Here is a 17,659-nt window from a genome sequence, read left to right on the forward strand (position 1 = left end):
GGCGCAGTTTACGGGTTTCAGGCGCCGGAGGGTAACTCGCCTTGCAGCGCCGGGCCGTAACCCTCAAGAAATTCCGACGGCATGCGCTTGGGCTTGCCGCTGGACAGCTCGATACAGACAAAGGTGGTTTGCGCACGCAGCAAGGTGGCGCCGTCACGTGGGCGTACCAGTTGGAAGCGGCGGGTCATTTTCAGGCGCTGGTCCCAATCGACGATCCAGGTCGCCAACTGCAGCTCGTCGCCTTCGTAGCCGGCGGCGAGGTAGTCGATCTCGTGCCGCACCACGGCCATGGCGCGATCGAGCCGGCGGTACTCGGTGAGGTCCAGGCCCAGGCGCTGGGAATGGCGCCAGGCGCAGCGCTCCAGCCAGGACACGTACACGGCGTTATTGGCGTGCCCAAGGCCGTCGATGTCTTCGGTACCGACCTGAAGATCGATGATAAACGGCGTTGCCAAATCCCAGCCCATGCGCTGCTCCCGGTCGATTAATGTCGGCGGCGAGCAGTGTAACCCATGGTTCAGGCGGTTTGGCGCTCAGGCACGTGGCGGCCGGCCAGCAGCGCCAGTACGCCTTCGATCACGCGCGGGTCCGCCAGCACTTTCTGGTGCCCGCCCTGCTCCAGGCGCAGCAGGCGGCTGTCGAACCAGGCGTCATGGATGACCTGGCAGGCTTTGACCGAGACGAAGGTATCGTCTTCGGCATGCACGATCAGGCCCGGGATATTCATTTGATAGTGGGCCACGTCGAGGTGCTTGAGGGGCATGCCCATCGTCAGTTCGACTTCCTGGATAAACGCCGAACGCGCTCGGGCCGGCAGGCCGACCATGCCGGCAAAGCCGCGCAGTACATCGAGAAACCGCGACGGTGCGGCAATGCTGACCAAAGACTCGGTGCGCAACCCCAACTGCACCGCGAGCATCGCACTGGCGCCACCCATCGAGTGACCGACCACCGCGTGCAGCGGCGGCAACTCGGCGGCAGCCTCCAGCATGGCGCGGGCGAACAGCAGCACATGGGCTTCGCGCCCCGGCGAGTGACCGTGAGCCGGGCCATCCAGCGCAATCACCGAATACCCCGCCTCCACCAACGCCGTGATCAGGCTGGCAAACTGCGTAGGGCGCCCTTCCCAGCCGTGCATCAGCAACACCGCAGGGCCTTGGCCCCACTTCAGCGCCGACAGGCCGAAACGCAAGGTGATGCGCTCTGATTGCGCCAGCAACGGCAGCTCCCAGTCACGAGGCGGCAGATCCCGGGGCGTCATGAACACCCGACGCATCTTGCTGGCCACGGTTTGCGGCGCGAGACGGCCCAGGGTGCCATTGACGCCACGAATCCATTTCAATGTACCCATCGCTCATTCCTCAGGCCCGAAGCCGTTCTTAACGTACTGCGGACTTGGCCGCACGCAACACACGGTCCGACAGCTCACCCGGGCCCAGGGCGCGAGCCAGCGACAAGCCGCCGATCATCAGCGCCATGTCAGCCAGGGCTTTGTCGGTGTCTTCAGGGGTGGCGGCCAGCTGGGCAGCCATCAGTTCACAGTGTTCATTCAAGGCCTGACGGAATTCATCCGGCAAGCGGCTCATCTCGCCTACCGTGGCCGGAATCGGGCACGCCTGAGAGGTGGAGTCGCGGTGCTTGCGCGACAGGTAAAACGCGGCAACCAGAGCGCGACGCTCCTCGCCGGTCAGCGTCGAGTCCATGTCTTCAACAGCGGCGCGGCGCCGGGCCAGCAAATCGGTGAAGGCCTCCAGCATCAGTGCATCTTTACTCTCAAAGTGCGCGTAAAAACCACCGACGGTGAGCCCTGCCGCGCCCATCACTTCGCCGACACTCGGCTCGGCCGGGCCACGCTGGATCAAGGCGGCGCCAGCAGCTTGCAGAATGCGTTCGCGGGTTTGTGCTTTTTTATCGTTCATCGTTGCCTCCGAATCTCATGCCTCGAATATTATTACCATAATAATATTTCGCAAGCCACCGGCATGACCATTGGTCAGAAGAACAAGTTGGGGAAGAGGCAGGAGGATTGGCTGAACGCCAGACAAACAAAAGGGCCATTCAATAATTGAATGACCCTTAAAAATCCCGCAGAGCGGGTAATCGTGGCGTCCCCTAGGGGACTCGAACCCCTGTTACCGCCGTGAAAGGGCGGTGTCCTAGGCCACTAGACGAAGGGGACACAAACCTTCTATACAACTGATCAGAGCTGAGACCTGATCGATTCAAGGACGGTGTGGCCAGACCTTGAACCTGTAAATTGGTGGAGCTAAACGGGATCGAACCGTTGACCTCTTGCATGCCATGCAAGCGCTCTCCCAGCTGAGCTATAGCCCCTCGTCGGTGAGGACGGGGCGAATCTTAATGGCGTATTGGAAAGCTGTCAAATTTATTTTCAACAATTTCCAAAATTTTCTGCCGAGATAACAATCACTTACCGACTAAACCCCGGAAAACCGGGGTTTGGCCGTTACAACAGCGGGCTTAAGCGATAGCGCCCAGCAGCTTTTCCCATTCCTTGTTTTCTTTCTTCGACACACCACCAAGCAAATCAAGGGCTTGGCGCAGACGGAAACGGGTCAGGTCCGGGCCGAGGATTTCCATCGCGTCGAGTACCGACACCGAACTGGCGTGCCCGGTGATCGCGGCAAACATCAGCGGCATGGCATCACGCAGTTTCAGTTCCAGGGACTCGACCACCGCCTGGATGGTCGCGGTGATCGCATCCTTCTCCCACTGACGCAGGCTTTCGAGCTTCCACAGGATCAGCTGCATCAACTGGCGAACCTGGTCGCCCGAGAGCTTTTTCGACTCAAACAGCTTGGCATCCGGGTTCACCCCGCCGGCAAAGAAGAAACTTGCCAACGGTGCGACCTGGCTGAACGTCTCTACCCTGCCCTGCACCAACGGCGCGATCTTCATCATGTACTCGGGGTTCAACGCCCACTGCTGCACGCGACTGGCGAACTCTTCCACCGGCAGGTCGCGCAGCCACTGGCCGTTGAGCCACGAGAGTTTCTCGATGTCGAAGATCGGCCCGCCAAGGGACACGCGAGACAGGTCGAAGTTATCGACCATTTCCTGCAGCGAGAACTTCTCGCGTTCGTCCGGCATCGACCAACCCATGCGGCCCAGGTAGTTGAGCATCGCTTCCGGCATGAAGCCCATGCGCTCGTAGAAGGTCACCGAGGTCGGGTTCTTGCGCTTGGACAGCTTGCTCTTGTCCGGGTTACGCAGCAGCGGCATGTAGCACAGCTGCGGTTGTTCCCAACCGAAGTATTCGTACAGCAGGATCAGTTTCGGCGCCGAGGGCAGCCATTCTTCGCCACGCAGTACGTGGGTGATGCCCATCAGGTGGTCGTCCACCACGTTGGCCAGGAAGTACGTCGGCAGGCCGTCGGTCTTCATCAGCACTTGCATGTCCATGCGGTCCCACGGGATCTCGACGTCACCGCGCAGCATGTCCGGCACCACGCACACGCCTTCGCTCGGCACTTTCATGCGGATAACGTGGGGCTCACCGGCGGCCAGGCGCTGGGCCACTTCTTCTTTCGACAGCAGCAATGCACGGCCGTCATAGCGCGGGGTTTCACCCTTGGCCATTTGCTCGGCGCGCATCTGGTCCAGCTCTTGCGCAGTGCAGAAGCACGGGAAGGCGTGGCCCATGTCCACCAGTTGCTGGGTGTATTTTTTGTAGATGTCGCTGCGTTCGCTCTGGCGATACGGGCCGTGGGGGCCGCCGACATCCGGGCCTTCAGCCCAGGTAATGCCCAACCAGCGCAGGGCGTCGAAAATCTGCTGTTCCGACTCTCGGGTGGAACGCACTTGATCGGTGTCTTCGATCCGCAGGATGAATTCACCGCCATGCTGCTTGGCAAAGCAGTAGTTGAACAAGGCGATGTAAGCAGTACCTACGTGGGGATCCCCAGTAGGCGATGGCGCGATGCGCGTGCGGACGGTGGTCATGGCGGGTCTCGAATTGGCGATAAAACTGAAAATGAAACAAGGGGCGAATGGTAACAGCCCCAAGCCCTTGGGCTCCAGCGTGGGGAGGCGAACAAAGGGCATATGAGACAAGCTCCGGTCGCAAGGCTCGTTATGGCTATTTGCCAGACCGTTCGCTGGCTATATTCCATTACCTTTTGTTACCGACATGATCGCCATGCCTGCCCCGCTCAAGCGCCGCCTGTTTATCTTCCTGTTTATCGTGGTCCTGATCGCCGCGGGCTTTTTTGCCCAGTGGTTCTTCAAGGGCCGCTTTTATGAAAGCACCGACAACGCCTACGTCCAGGGCGAAATCACCCGCGTCTCCAGCCAACTGGGTGCGCGCATCGTCGAGGTGCTGGTCGGCGACAACGAACACGTGGAAAAAGGCCAGCTATTGGTCAAGCTCGAAGGCGACGACTTCCACCTCGCCGTCGACCGCGCCAACGCCGCCCTGGCCATGCGCGAAGCCGAGCGCGTGCAGGCGCAGAGCAAACTGACCCAGCAAGCCAGCCTGATCGCCGCCGGTGCAGCCAAGGTTTCGTCCAGCCAGGCCACCCTCGGCCGCTCGCAGATCGACCTGAACCGCGCACAAACCTTGCGCAAACCCGGCTACGTCTCGGAAGAGCGCGTGACCACCCTCGACGCCGACAACCATATCGCCCGCTCCCAGGTGACCATGGCCCAGGCCGACCTGCAGGGCCAGCGCCAGCAGGTCAACGCCCTGAACGCCGAGATCAAGCGCCTCGACGCGATGATCGCCAACGCCAAAACCGACCTGGCCCAGGCCGAACTGAACCTGACCCGCAGCGAAATCCACGCGCCCATCAGCGGCCTGATCGGCCAGCGTGCCGCGCGCAACGGCCAATACGTACAGGCCGGCGCCTACCTGCTGTCGATCGTCCCCGACCAGGATATCTGGGTGCAGGCCAACTTCAAGGAAACCCAGATCGGCCACATGCAGGCCGGGCAAAAGGCCGAGCTGACGTTTGATGCCTACGCAGACACACCGATCGAAGGCCGCGTCGCCAACCTGTTCGGCGCCTCCGGTGCGCAGTTCAGCCTGCTGCCACCGGACAATGCCACGGGCAACTTCACCAAGGTCGTACAACGGATTCCGGTCAAACTGACCTTCGCCGCCGACAACCCGCTGCAGGGCAAAATCCGTCCGGGCATGTCGGTGACCGTCAAAGTGAACATCCAAGACCCACACGATGGCCGGTGATCAACTGCTGGCCCCGATCGGCGAACCGAGCCGGCGCGACTGGATCGCGGTGATGAGCGTGATGCTCGGCGCCTTTATGGCGGTGCTCGATATCCAGATCACCAACTCTTCCCTCAAGGACATCCAGGGCGCGCTGTCGGCCACCCTGGAAGAAGGCTCGTGGATTTCCACCTCCTACCTTGTGGCCGAAATCATCATGATCCCCCTCACTGCCTGGCTGGTGCAGCTGTTGTCGGCGCGCCGGCTGGCAGTGTGGGTGTCCGGCGGGTTCCTGATCGCCTCGTTGATGTGCTCCATGGCCTGGAGCCTGGAAAGCATGATCGTGTTCCGCGCCTTGCAGGGTTTCACCGGCGGCGCGCTGATCCCGCTGGCGTTCACCCTCACCTTGATCAAACTGCCCGAACACCACCGCGCCAAAGGCATGGCGATGTTCGCGATGACCGCCACCTTCGCGCCGTCCATCGGGCCGACCATTGGCGGTTGGCTGACCGAGAACTGGGGCTGGGAATACATCTTCTACATCAACATCCCGCCGGGCCTGATCATGATCGCCGGGCTGCTGTACGGGCTGGAGAAAAAGGACTCCAACTGGGACCTGCTCAAAAGCACCGACTACCTCGGCATCCTTACCATGGCCGTGGGCCTTGGGTGTTTGCAGGTATTTCTGGAGGAAGGCCATCGCAAGGACTGGCTGGAATCAAGTCTGATCGTCAGCCTGGGCACCGTGGCCCTGTTGAGCCTGATCACCTTTGTGATCGTGCAGATGTCCAAACCCAACCCGCTGATCAACCTGCGCATCCTCGGCAATCGCAATTTCGGGCTGTCGAGCATTTCGAGCCTGGGGATGGGTGTGGGGTTGTATGGCTCGATTTATCTGCTGCCGCTGTACCTGGCGCAGATCCAGAACTACAACGCGCTGCAAATCGGCGAAGTGATCATGTGGATGGGCGTTCCGCAGCTGGTTTTGATTCCGCTGGTGCCCAAGCTGATGAAATACGTGTCGCCCAAGTGGCTGTGCACGCTGGGGTTCGGGCTGTTTGGGTTGGCGAGCTTTTCTTCAGGGGTGCTGAACCCGGACTTTGCCGGCGACCAGTTCAACCGGATCCAGATCATCCGCGCGCTGGGGCAGCCGTTGATCATGGTGACGATTTCGTTGATTGCCACCGCGTACATCATGCCGAAGGACGCGGGGTCGGCGTCGAGCTTGTTCAATATCCTGCGCAACCTGGGTGGGGCGATCGGGATTGCGCTACTGGCGACGCTGCTGGATGCGCGCACCAAGACGTACTTTGATTACTTGCGGGAGGCGATTGTGCCAACCAACCCGCAGGTGGCGGAGCGGATGGCCAGGCTGACGGAGACGTTTGGCAGTGAGACGGCGGCGTTGGGCAAGTTGAGTGAGATTGCGCACCAACAGGCGCAGATCATGGCCTACAACGATGCGTTTCACTTTGTGGGGTTGGCGCTGGGGATCAGCATGCTGGCGATCTTGCTGACCAAGGCGTTGCCGGCGGGGCTTAAGGCTGGGGAATCTCATTAGACCGAGGTGCCGCCATCGCAGGCAAGCCAGCTCCCACAGTAGACCGAGTTGTTCAGGAGAACACCGATCAATGTAGGAGCTGGCTTGACTGCGATGAGGCCAGACCCGTCACCGCAAATCAGACAGCCAACAGACGCTCGCGCAACTTGCCAATCTCATCGCGCATCTGCGCCGCCGCTTCAAACTCCAGGTCCCGCGCCAACTGGTACATCTTCTCTTCCAACTGACGGATACGCTTGGTGATCTCGCTCGGCGAACGCAGTTGCGCTTCGTACTTGGCGTTCTCCTCGGCAGCCTTGGCCATGCCCTTGCGCTTCTTGCTGCGCGAGCCCGGCACGGTCGCGCCTTCCATGATATCGGCCACGTCCTTGAACACGCCCTTGGGCGTGATGCCATGTTCCAGGTTGTAGGCAATCTGCTTGTCGCGACGACGCTCGGTCTCGCCAATCGCGCGCTCCATGGAACCGGTAATGCGGTCTGCATACAGAATCGCCCGGCCATTGAGGTTGCGCGCGGCCCGGCCAATCGTCTGGATCAACGAACGCTCGGAACGCAGGAAGCCTTCCTTGTCGGCATCCAGAATCGCCACCAGCGACACTTCCGGCATATCCAAACCTTCGCGCAGCAGGTTGATCCCCACCAGCACATCGAAAGCGCCCAGGCGCAGGTCGCGGATGATTTCCACGCGCTCCACGGTGTCGATGTCCGAGTGCAAATACCGCACGCGCACGCCGTGGTCGGCCAGGTAGTCGGTCAAGTCTTCGGACATGCGCTTGGTCAGCGTGGTGACCAGCACCCGCTCTTCCAGCGCCACGCGTTTGCCGATCTCCGACAGCAGGTCGTCGACCTGGGTCAGCGCCGGGCGGATTTCAATTTGCGGGTCTACCAGGCCGGTCGGGCGCACCAGCTGCTCAACCACACGCCCGGCATGTTCAGCCTCATAGTTACCGGGCGTGGCCGAGACAAAAATCGTCTGTGGGCTGATGCCTTCGAACTCGTCGAAACGCATCGGCCGGTTATCCAGCGCCGACGGCAGGCGGAAGCCATATTCCACCAAGGTTTCTTTACGTGAACGGTCACCTTTGTACATCGCGCCTACTTGCGGCACGCTGACGTGGGACTCGTCGATCACCAGCAAGGCGTCATCCGGCAGGTAGTCAAACAAGGTAGGCGGCGCCTGCCCGGATTCGCGACCCGAGAGGTAGCGCGAGTAGTTTTCGATGCCGTTGCAGTAGCCCAGCTCAAGGATCATCTCCAGGTCGAAGCGGGTGCGCTGCTCCAGGCGCTGGGCTTCCACCAGTTTGTTGTTGGAACGCAGGTATTCCAGGCGCTCTACCAACTCGCCCTTGATGCCCTCGATGGCGCCCATCAGGGTTTCACGCGGGGTCACATAGTGGCTTTTCGGGTAGAAGGTGAAGCGCGGCAGCTTGCGGATCACCTCGCCGGTCAACGGGTCGAAGGCCGACAGGCTCTCGACTTCATCGTCGAACAGTTCGATGCGGATCGCTTCCAGGTCCGATTCCGCCGGGTAGATGTCGATCACATCGCCACGCACGCGGAAACTCGCCCGGGCAAAGTCCATGTCGTTGCGGGTGTATTGCAGGCTGGTCAGGCGGCGCAGCAGTTCGCGCTGGTCGAGTTTGTCGCCGCGGTCGACGTGCAGCACCATCTTCAAATAGGTTTCCGGGCTACCCAGGCCGTAGATGCACGACACTGTGGTGACGATAATCGCGTCCTTGCGCTCCAGCAGCGCCTTGGTCGCCGACAGTCGCATCTGCTCGATGTGGTCGTTGATCGAGGCGTCTTTCTCGATAAAGGTGTCGGACGACGGTACGTACGCTTCCGGCTGGTAGTAGTCGTAGTAGGAAACGAAATACTCCACCGCGTTGTTCGGGAAGAACGCCTTGAACTCGCCATACAACTGCGCGGCCAGGGTCTTGTTCGGCGCCAGCACCAGGGTTGGGCGGTTCACCTGGGCGATCACGTTGGCAATGCTGAAAGTCTTGCCGGAGCCGGTCACGCCGAGCAAGGTCTGGTGCGCCAGGCCGGCCTCGATGCCTTCGACCATCAGGCGGATGGCTTCCGGTTGATCGCCGGCGGGCTCAAAGCGGGTGACTAGCTGGAAATCCGACATAACGTACCTCTTGAGTCACCCCGGGGCCGGAAAAAGCGACGGGGACGAAAAGACCGCGACCCGCGACGGTTCGGCGCAGGCTGCAGGAAAAAACCATGATAGCTGTAGAAGTGGAGGCGAATGTGATGGGTTTCAAGGCAATCGTCCTACATGCCGTTGGTCACCCATGTTGCAATAAGACTAACGGTCGCTAAATAAACCGAAAAACTTGGCCGAAAAGCCGTTTCGGCTGTCGCAGTGCGCACTGATGGCCTCTATACTAGCTCCCCGTTTGTGCACCGCTCTAGTGCATTCGGCTGGAGCGCGACACGTCCCTCCACTCTCTATAGAGCTGCCGCAAAAATGAGCCTGTTCTCCGCTGTCGAAATGGCACCACGCGATCCAATCCTGGGCCTCAACGAAGCATTCAACGCCGATACCCGAACCACCAAGGTCAACCTTGGCGTGGGCGTTTACTGCAACGAAGAGGGGAAGATTCCACTCTTGCGTGCCGTTGCCGAAGCGGAAGCCATTCGAGTGGCGCAACACGCCGCCCGTGGCTACTTGCCGATCGACGGTATCGTCGCCTACGACCAGGCCGTGCAAAAGCTGCTGTTTGGCGCTGAGTCGCCACTGATCAGCTCCGGCCGCGTGATCACCGCCCAAGCCGTCGGCGGCACCGGCGCCCTGAAAATCGGCGCAGACTTCCTCAAGCAACTGCTGCCCAACGCCGTCGTCGCCATCAGCGACCCGAGCTGGGAAAACCACCAGGCACTGTTTGAAAAAGCCGGTTTCCCGGTACAAACCTATCGTTACTACGACGCGGCCACCCACGACGTCAACCGCGCCGGCCTGCTGGAAGACCTCAACGCCCTGCCGCCACAGTCCATCGTGGTGCTGCACGCGTGCTGCCACAACCCGACCGGCGTCGACCTGAGCCCGGCGGACTGGCAACAAGTGCTGGACGTGGTCAAGGCGAAAAACCTCGTACCGTTCCTCGACATGGCCTACCAGGGCTTTGGCGACGGCATCGACGAAGACGCCGCTGCGGTGCGCCTGTTCGCCGAGTCGGGCCTGACCTTCTTTGTGTCCAGCTCGTTCTCCAAGTCGTTCTCGCTGTATGGCGAGCGTGTTGGCGCCCTGTCCATCGTCACCGACGCCAAGGAAGAAAGCGCGCGCATCCTGTCCCAGGTCAAGCGTGTGATCCGCACCAACTACTCCAACCCGCCAACCCATGGCGCGGCGATTGTGGCAGCGGTGCTGAACAACCCTGAGCTGCGCGCCCAGTGGGAAGCAGAACTCGCCCAAATGCGCCTGCGCATTCGCGGCATGCGCGAGCAGATGGTGGCTGAACTGGCCAAGGCAGCTCCCGGCCACGACTTCAGCTTCGTCGGGCGCCAGCGCGGGATGTTCTCCTACTCCGGCCTGAGCGTTGAGCAAGTGACCCGCCTGCGCAACGAGTTTGGCATCTACGCGCTGGACACTGGCCGCATCTGTGTGGCGGCGTTGAACCAGGCGAACATCGGTGCGGTGACCAAGGCCATCGTTCAGGTGCTGTAAGCCTGTTGTGATACAAAAAAGGGGAAGCCGGTGGCTTCCCCTTTTTGTTGCTGAAACACTCTTTTGTGAACACCGAACCTGTGGTGAGGGGGCTTGTCCCCCGTTGGGTGCGCAGCGGCCAGAAAAACCTGCCACCGTGAACTTTCTGAATGAATGCGGTGCCTGAATCAGGGCCGCTTCGCAGCCCAACGGGGGACAAGCCCCCTCACCACAGGGTAAGTGGGTTGCCTTAACAAATAGGGCATGGCCCCTAAAAATTCGCTGCTTTCAGTCCGCTACCCCTAGACTGACAGCAAGACAGTCCCTTCCCCTTGAGTAGCCTATGAGAAACGACGACCTGGACCTGCGTGCCGACCGCGACGAGCTGGACCACTTCACCCCGCGCCCACCACCGGCCAAGCGTCAGAAAAGCCTGGTGCTGCAAGTCGCCCTCGGCGTATTCCTCGGCGGTTTGGCCCTGTGGCTGGTGCAACTGGGTGCCGGCGCACTGATGGCCAAACTGGCCATGGGCACCCTGCAATTTGGCGGCTGACCAAGACCACATGTGGGAGCCGTCGAGCCTTAGCGAGGCCACGATAGCGGTGGGTCAGGCACCCTCACTGTCGCCTGTGCCGACGTCATCGCAGCCTCGCTAAAGCTCGACAGCTCCCACAGAAAACCTGTGTGACTGAAACACCTGGGTGCTGGCGCACTGATCGCCAAACTGGCCATGGGCACCCTGCAATTTGGCGGCTGACCAAGACCACATGTGGTTTAGCGAGGCCGCGATAGCGGTGGGTCAGGCACCCTCACTGTCGCCTGTGCCGACGTCATCGCAGCCTCGCTAAAGCTCGACAGCTCCCACAGGGGGCCTATTTCGCCTTCAGTCCGCTCTCTTCCGGCAACTACGGTTTGTGCAACTCGGTGCAAGCAGACACCCTGCAATTTGGCGATTAACTCCCTGAGTTGAACTTCCCGTAGCAGCTGTCGAGCCCCAGCGAGGCTGCGTCAGGCGCGACTCGGTTTGAGTGTATGACTCGATAGCGGCAGCGCGGCCAACGCAGCCTCGCTGGGGCTCGACAGCTGCTACGGCTACGATGCCAGGGCCAGGCCGCGCTCTTCCAGCAACCGCACAAAACTGTTCAAACTCTGCGACACCGTGCCCCGCCGCCAGATCAGCCAGGTGTTCAAAACCCGGAACGTATCCGTCAGCGGCCACACACTCACCGCCGTAAACCCCGGCATGCTCTCCAGCATGCTGCGCGGCATCAGCGCCAACCCGGCACCGGCGCTCACGCACGCCAGCATCCCGTGGTAAGACTCCATCTCGAAGATCTTCCCCGGCACCGCCCCGTCCTGGGAAAACCAACGCTCAAAATGATGCCGGTACGAACAGTTCGAGCGAAAGGTATAGATGCTCTCCCCGCTCACATCCCGCCCCCGGGTGATCGGCGCGTGGTGCAACGGCGCAATTACCACCATCTCTTCCTCAAACACCGCCACGCCTTCCAGCGTTGCGTGCAACACCGGCCCATCGACAAACGCCGCCGCCAGCCGCCCCGACAACACGCCCTCTATCATCGTCCCGGACGGCCCGGTGGTCAGGTCCAGCTCAACCTTGGCGTGCTTCTGGTTATACGCCGCGAGCAATGCCGGGATCCGCACCGCCGCCGTACTCTCCAGCGAGCCCAACGCAAACGCGCCCTGGGGCTCCTCCCCCGCCACCGTTGCCCGGGCCTCTTGCACTAGGTCGAGGATGCGCCGGGCATAGCCGAGGAAATTCCACCCGGCCGGCGATAACCGCAGCCGGCTCTTCTCGCGAATAAACAAATCCACGCCCAGGTCCTGCTCCAACTGCTTGATCCGCGTGGTCAGGTTCGACGGCACCCGATGGATCAACTGCGCCGCGGCGCTGATGCTGCCTTGCTCGGCAACGGCTTTGAAAATTTCCAGCTGGACCAGATCCAAGTCATTCTCCAAACGTGAATGTATTGCTTAATATTATTCAGTTTCCGAAAAAGATACAGCCCCGTACGCTGGCCTCCATCCCATTCACTGCGCAGGACGGTGCCATGAACTCCATTTCTTCCCAGACCCATGCCTTGTCGATCAACCCCGCCAACGGTGAAACGGTCGCCAGCTACCCGTACGAAACCGAGGCGCAGCTGGACGCCGCCCTCACCCGCTCCGTCAATGCCTTCCGCCATGGGCGCAACACGCCCGTCGCCCAGCGCGCCGAACTGCTGCTGGCCCTGGCCAGCACCCTGCGCGACCAGGCCGAAGAAATGGCCCAAATGATCACCCTGGAAATGGGCAAACCCATCGCCCAGGCCCGTGGCGAAATCGAAAAATGCGCGCAACTGGCCGAGTGGTACGCCGCACACGGCCCGGCTATGCTCGCCCCGGAAGCCACCCTGGTGGACAACGGCACCGCGCAAATCGAATACCGCCCATTGGGCCCAATCCTCGCCGTGATGCCGTGGAACTTCCCGGTGTGGCAAGTGCTGCGGGGCGCTGTACCGACCATGCTCAGCGGCAACACCTACGTGCTCAAACACGCGCCTAACGTGATGGGCAGCGCGTACCTGATGAAACATGCCTTCCAACGCGCCGGTTTCGCCGATGGCCTGTTCGAAGTGATCAACGTCACCGCGGACGGCGTGTCCAAAGCCATCGCCGACCCACGCATCGCCGCCGTGACCCTCACCGGCAGCGTGCGTGCCGGCATGGCCATCGGCTCACAGGCCGGTGCCGCGCTGAAGAAATGCGTACTGGAACTGGGCGGCTCCGACCCGTTCATCGTGCTCAACGACGCCAACCTCGACGAAGCCGTGCAAGCCGCCCTGATCGGCCGCTTCCAGAACTCCGGCCAGGTGTGCGCCGCCGCCAAGCGCCTGATCATCGAAGAAGGTGTAGTTGAAGCCTTCACCGCCAAATTCCTCGAAGCCAGCCGCAACCTGGTGATGGGCGACCCGACCGCCGCCGAGACCTACATCGGCCCGATGGCCCGTTTCGACCTGCGGGACGAACTCGACGGCCAGGTCCAGGCCACCCTGGCCGAAGGCGCCACCTTGCTGCTGGGCGGCAACAAAGTCGAGGGCGCGGGCAACTACTACGCCCCCACCGTGCTGGCCAACGTCACCGACCAGATGACCTCGTTCAAACAGGAACTGTTCGGGCCGGTCGCCTCCATCATCACCGCCCGCGATGCGGACCACGCCGTGGCACTGGCCAACGACAGTGAATTCGGCCTCACCGCAAGTGTGTTCACCACCGACCCGGAGAAGGCGCGCCACATCGCCAATCAACTGGAAACCGGCGGGATCTTCATCAACGCCTACAGCGTATCCGACCCTCGGGTCTCGTTTGGCGGTGTGAAAAAGAGTGGATTTGGGCGGGAGTTGTCGCACTTTGGTGTGCGGGAATTCTGCAACGCGCAGACCGTGTGGCTGAACCGCCGTTAAGGCAAGCGCTTCAAACGATGGCCCGCCCTGCGGGTCATCGTGCTGTCTGGTTCAGCACTCTCACGTAAGCGCTGAACATATCCGCCATCGCGTCCGCGTAGGCGGTAATTTGCGCCTCGGTGCGCGGGCTTCCCGAGAATTCCTTGCCCACCGAACTGAAGGTGGTGACGATCAAGTCGCACGCCAGGGCGCGAGTCGCCTCAGGCACCTGCGGCAGCAATTCAAGCATGAACGTCTGGAAGATCTGTTGCCCTCCCGCCCGCACCTCATGGGCTTCAGGCGCGTCTCGGTACAGCGGCGCGGCGTCGCTCAGGGCGACCCGCATCTGCGCCTCCTCACACTCCGAACGAATAAACGCATGCACCAGGGTGCGCAGTCGCTCAAGAGGCGGACGGCTCACGTCCTCCAGGATCCGACTGAGCATTTGCGAGGTTTGCTGCCATTCATCCGTCTGCAGCCGGAACAGGATGGCCGCCTTGTTGGGGAAGTATTGGTACACCGAGCCCACACTCACGCCGGCCCTTTGCGCGACCCGGGCGGTGGTGAAACGGCTGGCGCCTTCCTTGGCCAAAACCTGAATAGCCGCTTCGAGAATGGCCGACACCAACTCGGTGGATCGCGCCTGTTTGGGCTCTTTGCGTGAGGAAATCTGCGAGGTCTGGCGGTCGGTCATGGGGCATGCCTGCTGCGGTTCGAATGCGAATAGCGAATGTGACGAATTGTTCGCATACTTTAAATGCGACGAATCATTCGCATACTAGCCCGGCGCCTCACGGTGCTCAACCTGCAACAGGACATCCCCATGAATACGCTTACCTCGGCCCCGATGGCGGCCCTGATTGAACGGCTGTACGCACAGGCGAATGCCGTCACCAGCCCCATCCTCAATACTGTGACACCTGAAGAACGCGATCGCCTGATGCGCAGCAAAACCGACTACCTGGAACTCTACGGCCTGCTGAAAGACCTGTGGCTGCCAGTCTCCCGCGACACCGGCACCCTGCTGTACATGCTGGCACGCAGCGCAAAAGCCCGGGCCATTGTCGAGTTCGGCACCTCGTTCGGCCTGTCCACCCTGCACCTGGCGGCCGCCCTGCGGGACAACGGCGGCGGCGCGCTGATCACCAGTGAGTTCGAGCCTTCGAAGATCGCCCTGGCGCGCCAACACCTGGAGCAAGGCGGCGTGAGCGACCTCGTCGATATCCGCCATGGCGATGCCTTGGTCACCCTGGCCAGCGGCCTGCCCGCCAGCGTCGACCTGCTGCTGCTCGACGGCGCCAAAGCCTTGTATGGCGATGTACTGAACCTGGTGGAAAGCCGCCTCAAGCCCGGCGCGTTGATCGTCGCCGACAACACCGACTACTGCCCCGACTACCTGGCCCGTGTGCGCTCGCCGGCAAACGGCTACCTGTCGGTGCCGATTGGCGACGACGTCGAGTTGTCCGTACGCCTGGGCTGATGCTCTTCATTGGAGGATTCGAGGCGCCAGTGGGAGAGCGCCGGGTTTATACTCGGCGCCTCGCATTTAACCCACACGAACCGAGATACCCGATGAGCCTTTCCCTCTCCACAACCCCTGCGCGCAAGCCGGTCGCGCCACTGCTGGCATTCGCCATCCTGGTGCTGGGCGCCGCCTTCCTGCAAAACAGCGTGGGCTCGCGCCAGGTGCTGTTGCTGGTGGTCGGCGCCGCGCTGGGCCTCACGCTGTACCACGCCGCTTTCGGCTTTACCTCGGCCTGGCGGGTGTTCATCACCGACCGGCGTGGCGCGGGTTTGCGCGCGCAGATGGTGATGCTGGCGATTGCCGTGGTGCTGTTCTTCCCTGCGCTGGGAGCCGGCACGTTGTTCGGCCAACCCGTGGTCGGGCTGGTGGCGCCGGCCGGGGTTTCGGTGGTGTTCGGGGCATTTATCTTCGGCATCGGCATGCAACTGGGCGGCGGTTGTGCGTCCGGCACCCTGTTCACTGTGGGCGGCGGTAACGCGCGCATGCTGGTGACGCTGTTCTTCTTTATCTGTGGTTCGTTGATTGCCACCCACCACGTCGACTGGTGGTTCTCGTTGCCGTCGTTCCCGGCGGTGTCCATCGTCAAAAGCTTCGGCGTAGTACCGGCCTTGCTGTTGAGCCTGGCGGTGTTCGCGATCATCGCGGCAGTCACCGTGCGCCTCGAAAAAGGCCGTCACGGGCAACTCGAAGCCGGCGTGACCAGCGAACACCAGGGCCTGCGCCGTTTCCTACGTGGGCCATGGCCATTGGTGTGGGGCGCGATTGGCTTGGCCCTGCTCAACTACGCCACCCTGGCACTGGCCGGGCGGCCGTGGGGCATTACTTCGGCGTTCGCGCTGTGGGGCGCCAAGGTCGCCAGCGGGTTGGGTGTGGACGTGGGCAGCTGGGTGTTCTGGCAGATGCCGGGCAATGCCAAAGCATTGGCAGCGCCGGTGTGGGAAGACGTCACCAGCGTGATGGACATCGGCATCATCCTGGGTGCGCTGTTGGCGGCGGGCCTCGCAGGACGTTTTGCCCCAAGCCTGAAGATTCCGGCACGCTCGCTGTTCGCCGCGGTGATCGGTGGCTTGCTGTTGGGTTACGGCTCGCGACTGGCGTACGGCTGCAATATCGGCGCGTATTTCAGCGGGATTGCGTCGGGCAGCCTGCATGGCTGGGTATGGTTGGTGGCGGCGTTTATCGGTAACAGCGTAGGTGTGAGGTTGCGGCCGTTTTTCTTTGCGGGCGAGCGTCCGCAGGTGGCGTTGAGCGGGTGCTAAGGCACGACTAACAGGATCACGAAGACATGCCCACCCCATCCTCCAATGCCGACTTCATGCGCCTCGCACTCGCCCAGGGCCGCCTGGCGCTGCCCAAGTGCCTGCCAAACCCACCAGTGGGTTGCGTGTTGGTGAGGGGTAACGCGGTGATCAGCCAAGGCTATACACAACCGCCGGGGCTGCATCACGCGGAGGCAATGGCGCTGGGCAACGTGTCCGGTGATTGCTCCGGGGTCACTGCATTCGTGACGTTGGAGCCCTGCTCCTTTCACGGCCGCACGCCGTCCTGTGCGCTGGCCTTGATCAACAGCGGTGTCGAGAAAGTGTTTGTTGCGATGCTGGATCCCGACCCGCGTAACTCGGGAGCGGGCATAAAAATGCTGCAGGACGCGGGGATTACCGTGGAGGTGGGCTTGCTGGCAGAGGACGCGGTCAAGGACCTGGCCGAGTTTCTGGTGCGCAAGTAGGAGCCGGCTCGCCGGCGATGGTCGCCAACGATGACGCTGGTACGCTGGATGAACGCAGCGCTCTCGGATTTTTCGCCGGCAAGCCGGCTCCTACAGGGGAAGCCCCGCCCTCGCGAAAAGCCTTGGAGAGCCCCAACACCTGCCGCGAGACACTCCTCTCAACATCATCGGCTTTTTGAAATCACTCCACTCATGTACTCGTTCAAATCGCGAAAGTCCTGAACCTTCCAGGTGAACGGCGACAGCTTTACACCGTTCTCCCGCAACGTTCTTGGAATTAGGTCGCCATTTGGACGAAGGATGATGGATGACACAATAACGCCCGGATAATCATTCAGGCGTTTCTTGAAACTGGCCGTTGTCAGGTCAGGCGTAGGCGGATTGCTTTTATTCGCCAAGGGTCCCGTCCCTTTGATATCCGCGCCGTGGCACATGGCGCATCGCTGCAGATAAATGTTTTTGCCGTTAGCATTATCCGCAAAGGTCAGTGAAGTTTGAGCCAGCAACAATATTCCCAATGAAACGATGAATGATATTTTTGTTTTCATTCTTCCCTGCGGCCTTGTT

The 17,659-nt window shown here is 61.5% G+C and carries 16 protein-coding genes and 2 tRNA genes; 8 read left to right on the forward strand and 10 right to left on the reverse strand.

What is annotated here, in order from left to right:
- Positions 1 to 17: 17 nt before the first annotated feature.
- The 6 genes from ACZRN6_RS06390 to gltX all read right to left on the reverse strand — a co-directional run bounded on the left by ACZRN6_RS06390 (position 18) and on the right by gltX (position 3,963).
- A complete protein-coding gene (locus ACZRN6_RS06390) occupies positions 18 to 467 on the reverse strand; it encodes an acyl-CoA thioesterase (protein WP_169387636.1) in 450 nt (149 codons plus the stop codon).
- A gap of 50 nt (positions 468 to 517) precedes the next feature.
- A complete protein-coding gene (locus ACZRN6_RS06395) occupies positions 518 to 1,351 on the reverse strand; it encodes an alpha/beta hydrolase (RefSeq protein WP_322144263.1) in 834 nt (277 codons plus the stop codon).
- Between the two features lie 28 nt (positions 1,352 to 1,379).
- On the reverse strand, positions 1,380 to 1,919 hold the full coding sequence (locus ACZRN6_RS06400) for a TetR/AcrR family transcriptional regulator (protein WP_464007479.1): 540 nt from the start codon (positions 1,917 to 1,919) through the stop codon (positions 1,380 to 1,382).
- A gap of 184 nt (positions 1,920 to 2,103) precedes the next feature.
- A tRNA-Glu gene (locus ACZRN6_RS06405) sits at positions 2,104 to 2,179 on the reverse strand.
- A 79-nt stretch (positions 2,180 to 2,258) separates the two neighbouring features.
- A tRNA-Ala gene (locus tag ACZRN6_RS06410) sits at positions 2,259 to 2,334 on the reverse strand.
- A gap of 147 nt (positions 2,335 to 2,481) precedes the next feature.
- On the reverse strand, positions 2,482 to 3,963 hold the full coding sequence (gene gltX / locus ACZRN6_RS06415) for a glutamate--tRNA ligase (protein ID WP_322144261.1): 1,482 nt from the start codon (positions 3,961 to 3,963) through the stop codon (positions 2,482 to 2,484).
- Positions 3,964 to 4,159: 196 nt separating this feature from the next.
- On the opposite strand from gltX, the gene ACZRN6_RS06420 reads away from it, so the two are divergent.
- On the forward strand, positions 4,160 to 5,206 hold the full coding sequence (locus ACZRN6_RS06420) for an HlyD family secretion protein (RefSeq protein ID WP_464007480.1): 1,047 nt from the start codon (positions 4,160 to 4,162) through the stop codon (positions 5,204 to 5,206).
- Positions 5,196 to 6,746 carry an MDR family MFS transporter gene (locus ACZRN6_RS06425; RefSeq protein ID WP_464007481.1) on the forward strand — a complete coding sequence of 517 codons (1,551 nt, stop codon included), beginning with the start codon at positions 5,196 to 5,198 and terminating at the stop codon, positions 6,744 to 6,746. The genes ACZRN6_RS06420 and ACZRN6_RS06425 overlap by 11 nt, the downstream gene beginning before the upstream one ends.
- A 118-nt stretch (positions 6,747 to 6,864) precedes the next feature.
- Here the strand turns inward: ACZRN6_RS06425 and uvrB are convergent, their stop codons facing one another.
- A complete protein-coding gene (gene uvrB, locus ACZRN6_RS06430) occupies positions 6,865 to 8,880 on the reverse strand; it encodes an excinuclease ABC subunit UvrB (protein ID WP_322144259.1) in 2,016 nt (671 codons plus the stop codon).
- A 342-nt stretch (positions 8,881 to 9,222) separates the two neighbouring features.
- Between uvrB and ACZRN6_RS06435 the strand changes: the two genes are divergently transcribed.
- On the forward strand, positions 9,223 to 10,419 hold the full coding sequence (locus tag ACZRN6_RS06435; RefSeq protein WP_464007482.1) for an amino acid aminotransferase: 1,197 nt from the start codon (positions 9,223 to 9,225) through the stop codon (positions 10,417 to 10,419).
- Positions 10,420 to 10,741: 322 nt separating this feature from the next.
- Entirely contained in the window at positions 10,742 to 10,951 is a 210-nt protein-coding gene (locus ACZRN6_RS06440; protein WP_177078994.1) for a hypothetical protein, read from the forward strand.
- Between the two features lie 539 nt (positions 10,952 to 11,490).
- Here ACZRN6_RS06440 and ptrR read toward each other — a convergent pair.
- The gene (ptrR, locus tag ACZRN6_RS06445; RefSeq protein ID WP_322144256.1) at positions 11,491 to 12,366 is read right to left on the reverse strand and encodes a putrescine utilization regulator PtrR; all 876 of its coding nucleotides are present in this window, start codon (positions 12,364 to 12,366) and stop codon (positions 11,491 to 11,493) included.
- A 104-nt stretch (positions 12,367 to 12,470) separates the two neighbouring features.
- On the opposite strand from ptrR, the gene ACZRN6_RS06450 reads away from it, so the two are divergent.
- Complete coding sequence (locus ACZRN6_RS06450) at positions 12,471 to 13,862, forward strand: aldehyde dehydrogenase family protein (RefSeq protein WP_464007483.1); 1,392 nt, start codon at positions 12,471 to 12,473, stop codon at positions 13,860 to 13,862.
- A gap of 34 nt (positions 13,863 to 13,896) precedes the next feature.
- On the opposite strand, the gene ACZRN6_RS06455 is transcribed toward ACZRN6_RS06450, so the two are convergent.
- Positions 13,897 to 14,535 (reverse strand): TetR/AcrR family transcriptional regulator, encoded by a 639-nt coding sequence (locus ACZRN6_RS06455; RefSeq protein WP_464007484.1) that lies wholly within the window; start codon positions 14,533 to 14,535, stop codon positions 13,897 to 13,899.
- Between the two features lie 129 nt (positions 14,536 to 14,664).
- Between ACZRN6_RS06455 and ACZRN6_RS06460 the strand changes: the two genes are divergently transcribed.
- The 3 genes from ACZRN6_RS06460 (at position 14,665) to ACZRN6_RS06470 (ending at position 17,092) form a co-directional block, all read left to right on the forward strand.
- Positions 14,665 to 15,321 (forward strand): O-methyltransferase, encoded by a 657-nt coding sequence (locus tag ACZRN6_RS06460; RefSeq protein WP_464007485.1) that lies wholly within the window; start codon positions 14,665 to 14,667, stop codon positions 15,319 to 15,321.
- Between the two features lie 92 nt (positions 15,322 to 15,413).
- The gene (locus tag ACZRN6_RS06465; RefSeq protein ID WP_322144252.1) at positions 15,414 to 16,625 is read left to right on the forward strand and encodes a YeeE/YedE family protein; all 1,212 of its coding nucleotides are present in this window, start codon (positions 15,414 to 15,416) and stop codon (positions 16,623 to 16,625) included.
- 26 nt (positions 16,626 to 16,651) lie between these two features.
- A complete protein-coding gene (locus ACZRN6_RS06470; RefSeq protein ID WP_464007486.1) occupies positions 16,652 to 17,092 on the forward strand; it encodes a bifunctional diaminohydroxyphosphoribosylaminopyrimidine deaminase/5-amino-6-(5-phosphoribosylamino)uracil reductase RibD in 441 nt (146 codons plus the stop codon).
- Between the two features lie 164 nt (positions 17,093 to 17,256).
- On the opposite strand, the gene ACZRN6_RS06475 is transcribed toward ACZRN6_RS06470, so the two are convergent.
- Entirely contained in the window at positions 17,257 to 17,640 is a 384-nt protein-coding gene (locus ACZRN6_RS06475; RefSeq protein WP_464007487.1) for a c-type cytochrome, read from the reverse strand.
- Positions 17,641 to 17,659: the final 19 nt, after the last annotated feature.

The organism is Pseudomonas sp. A125, assembly GCF_055409485.1.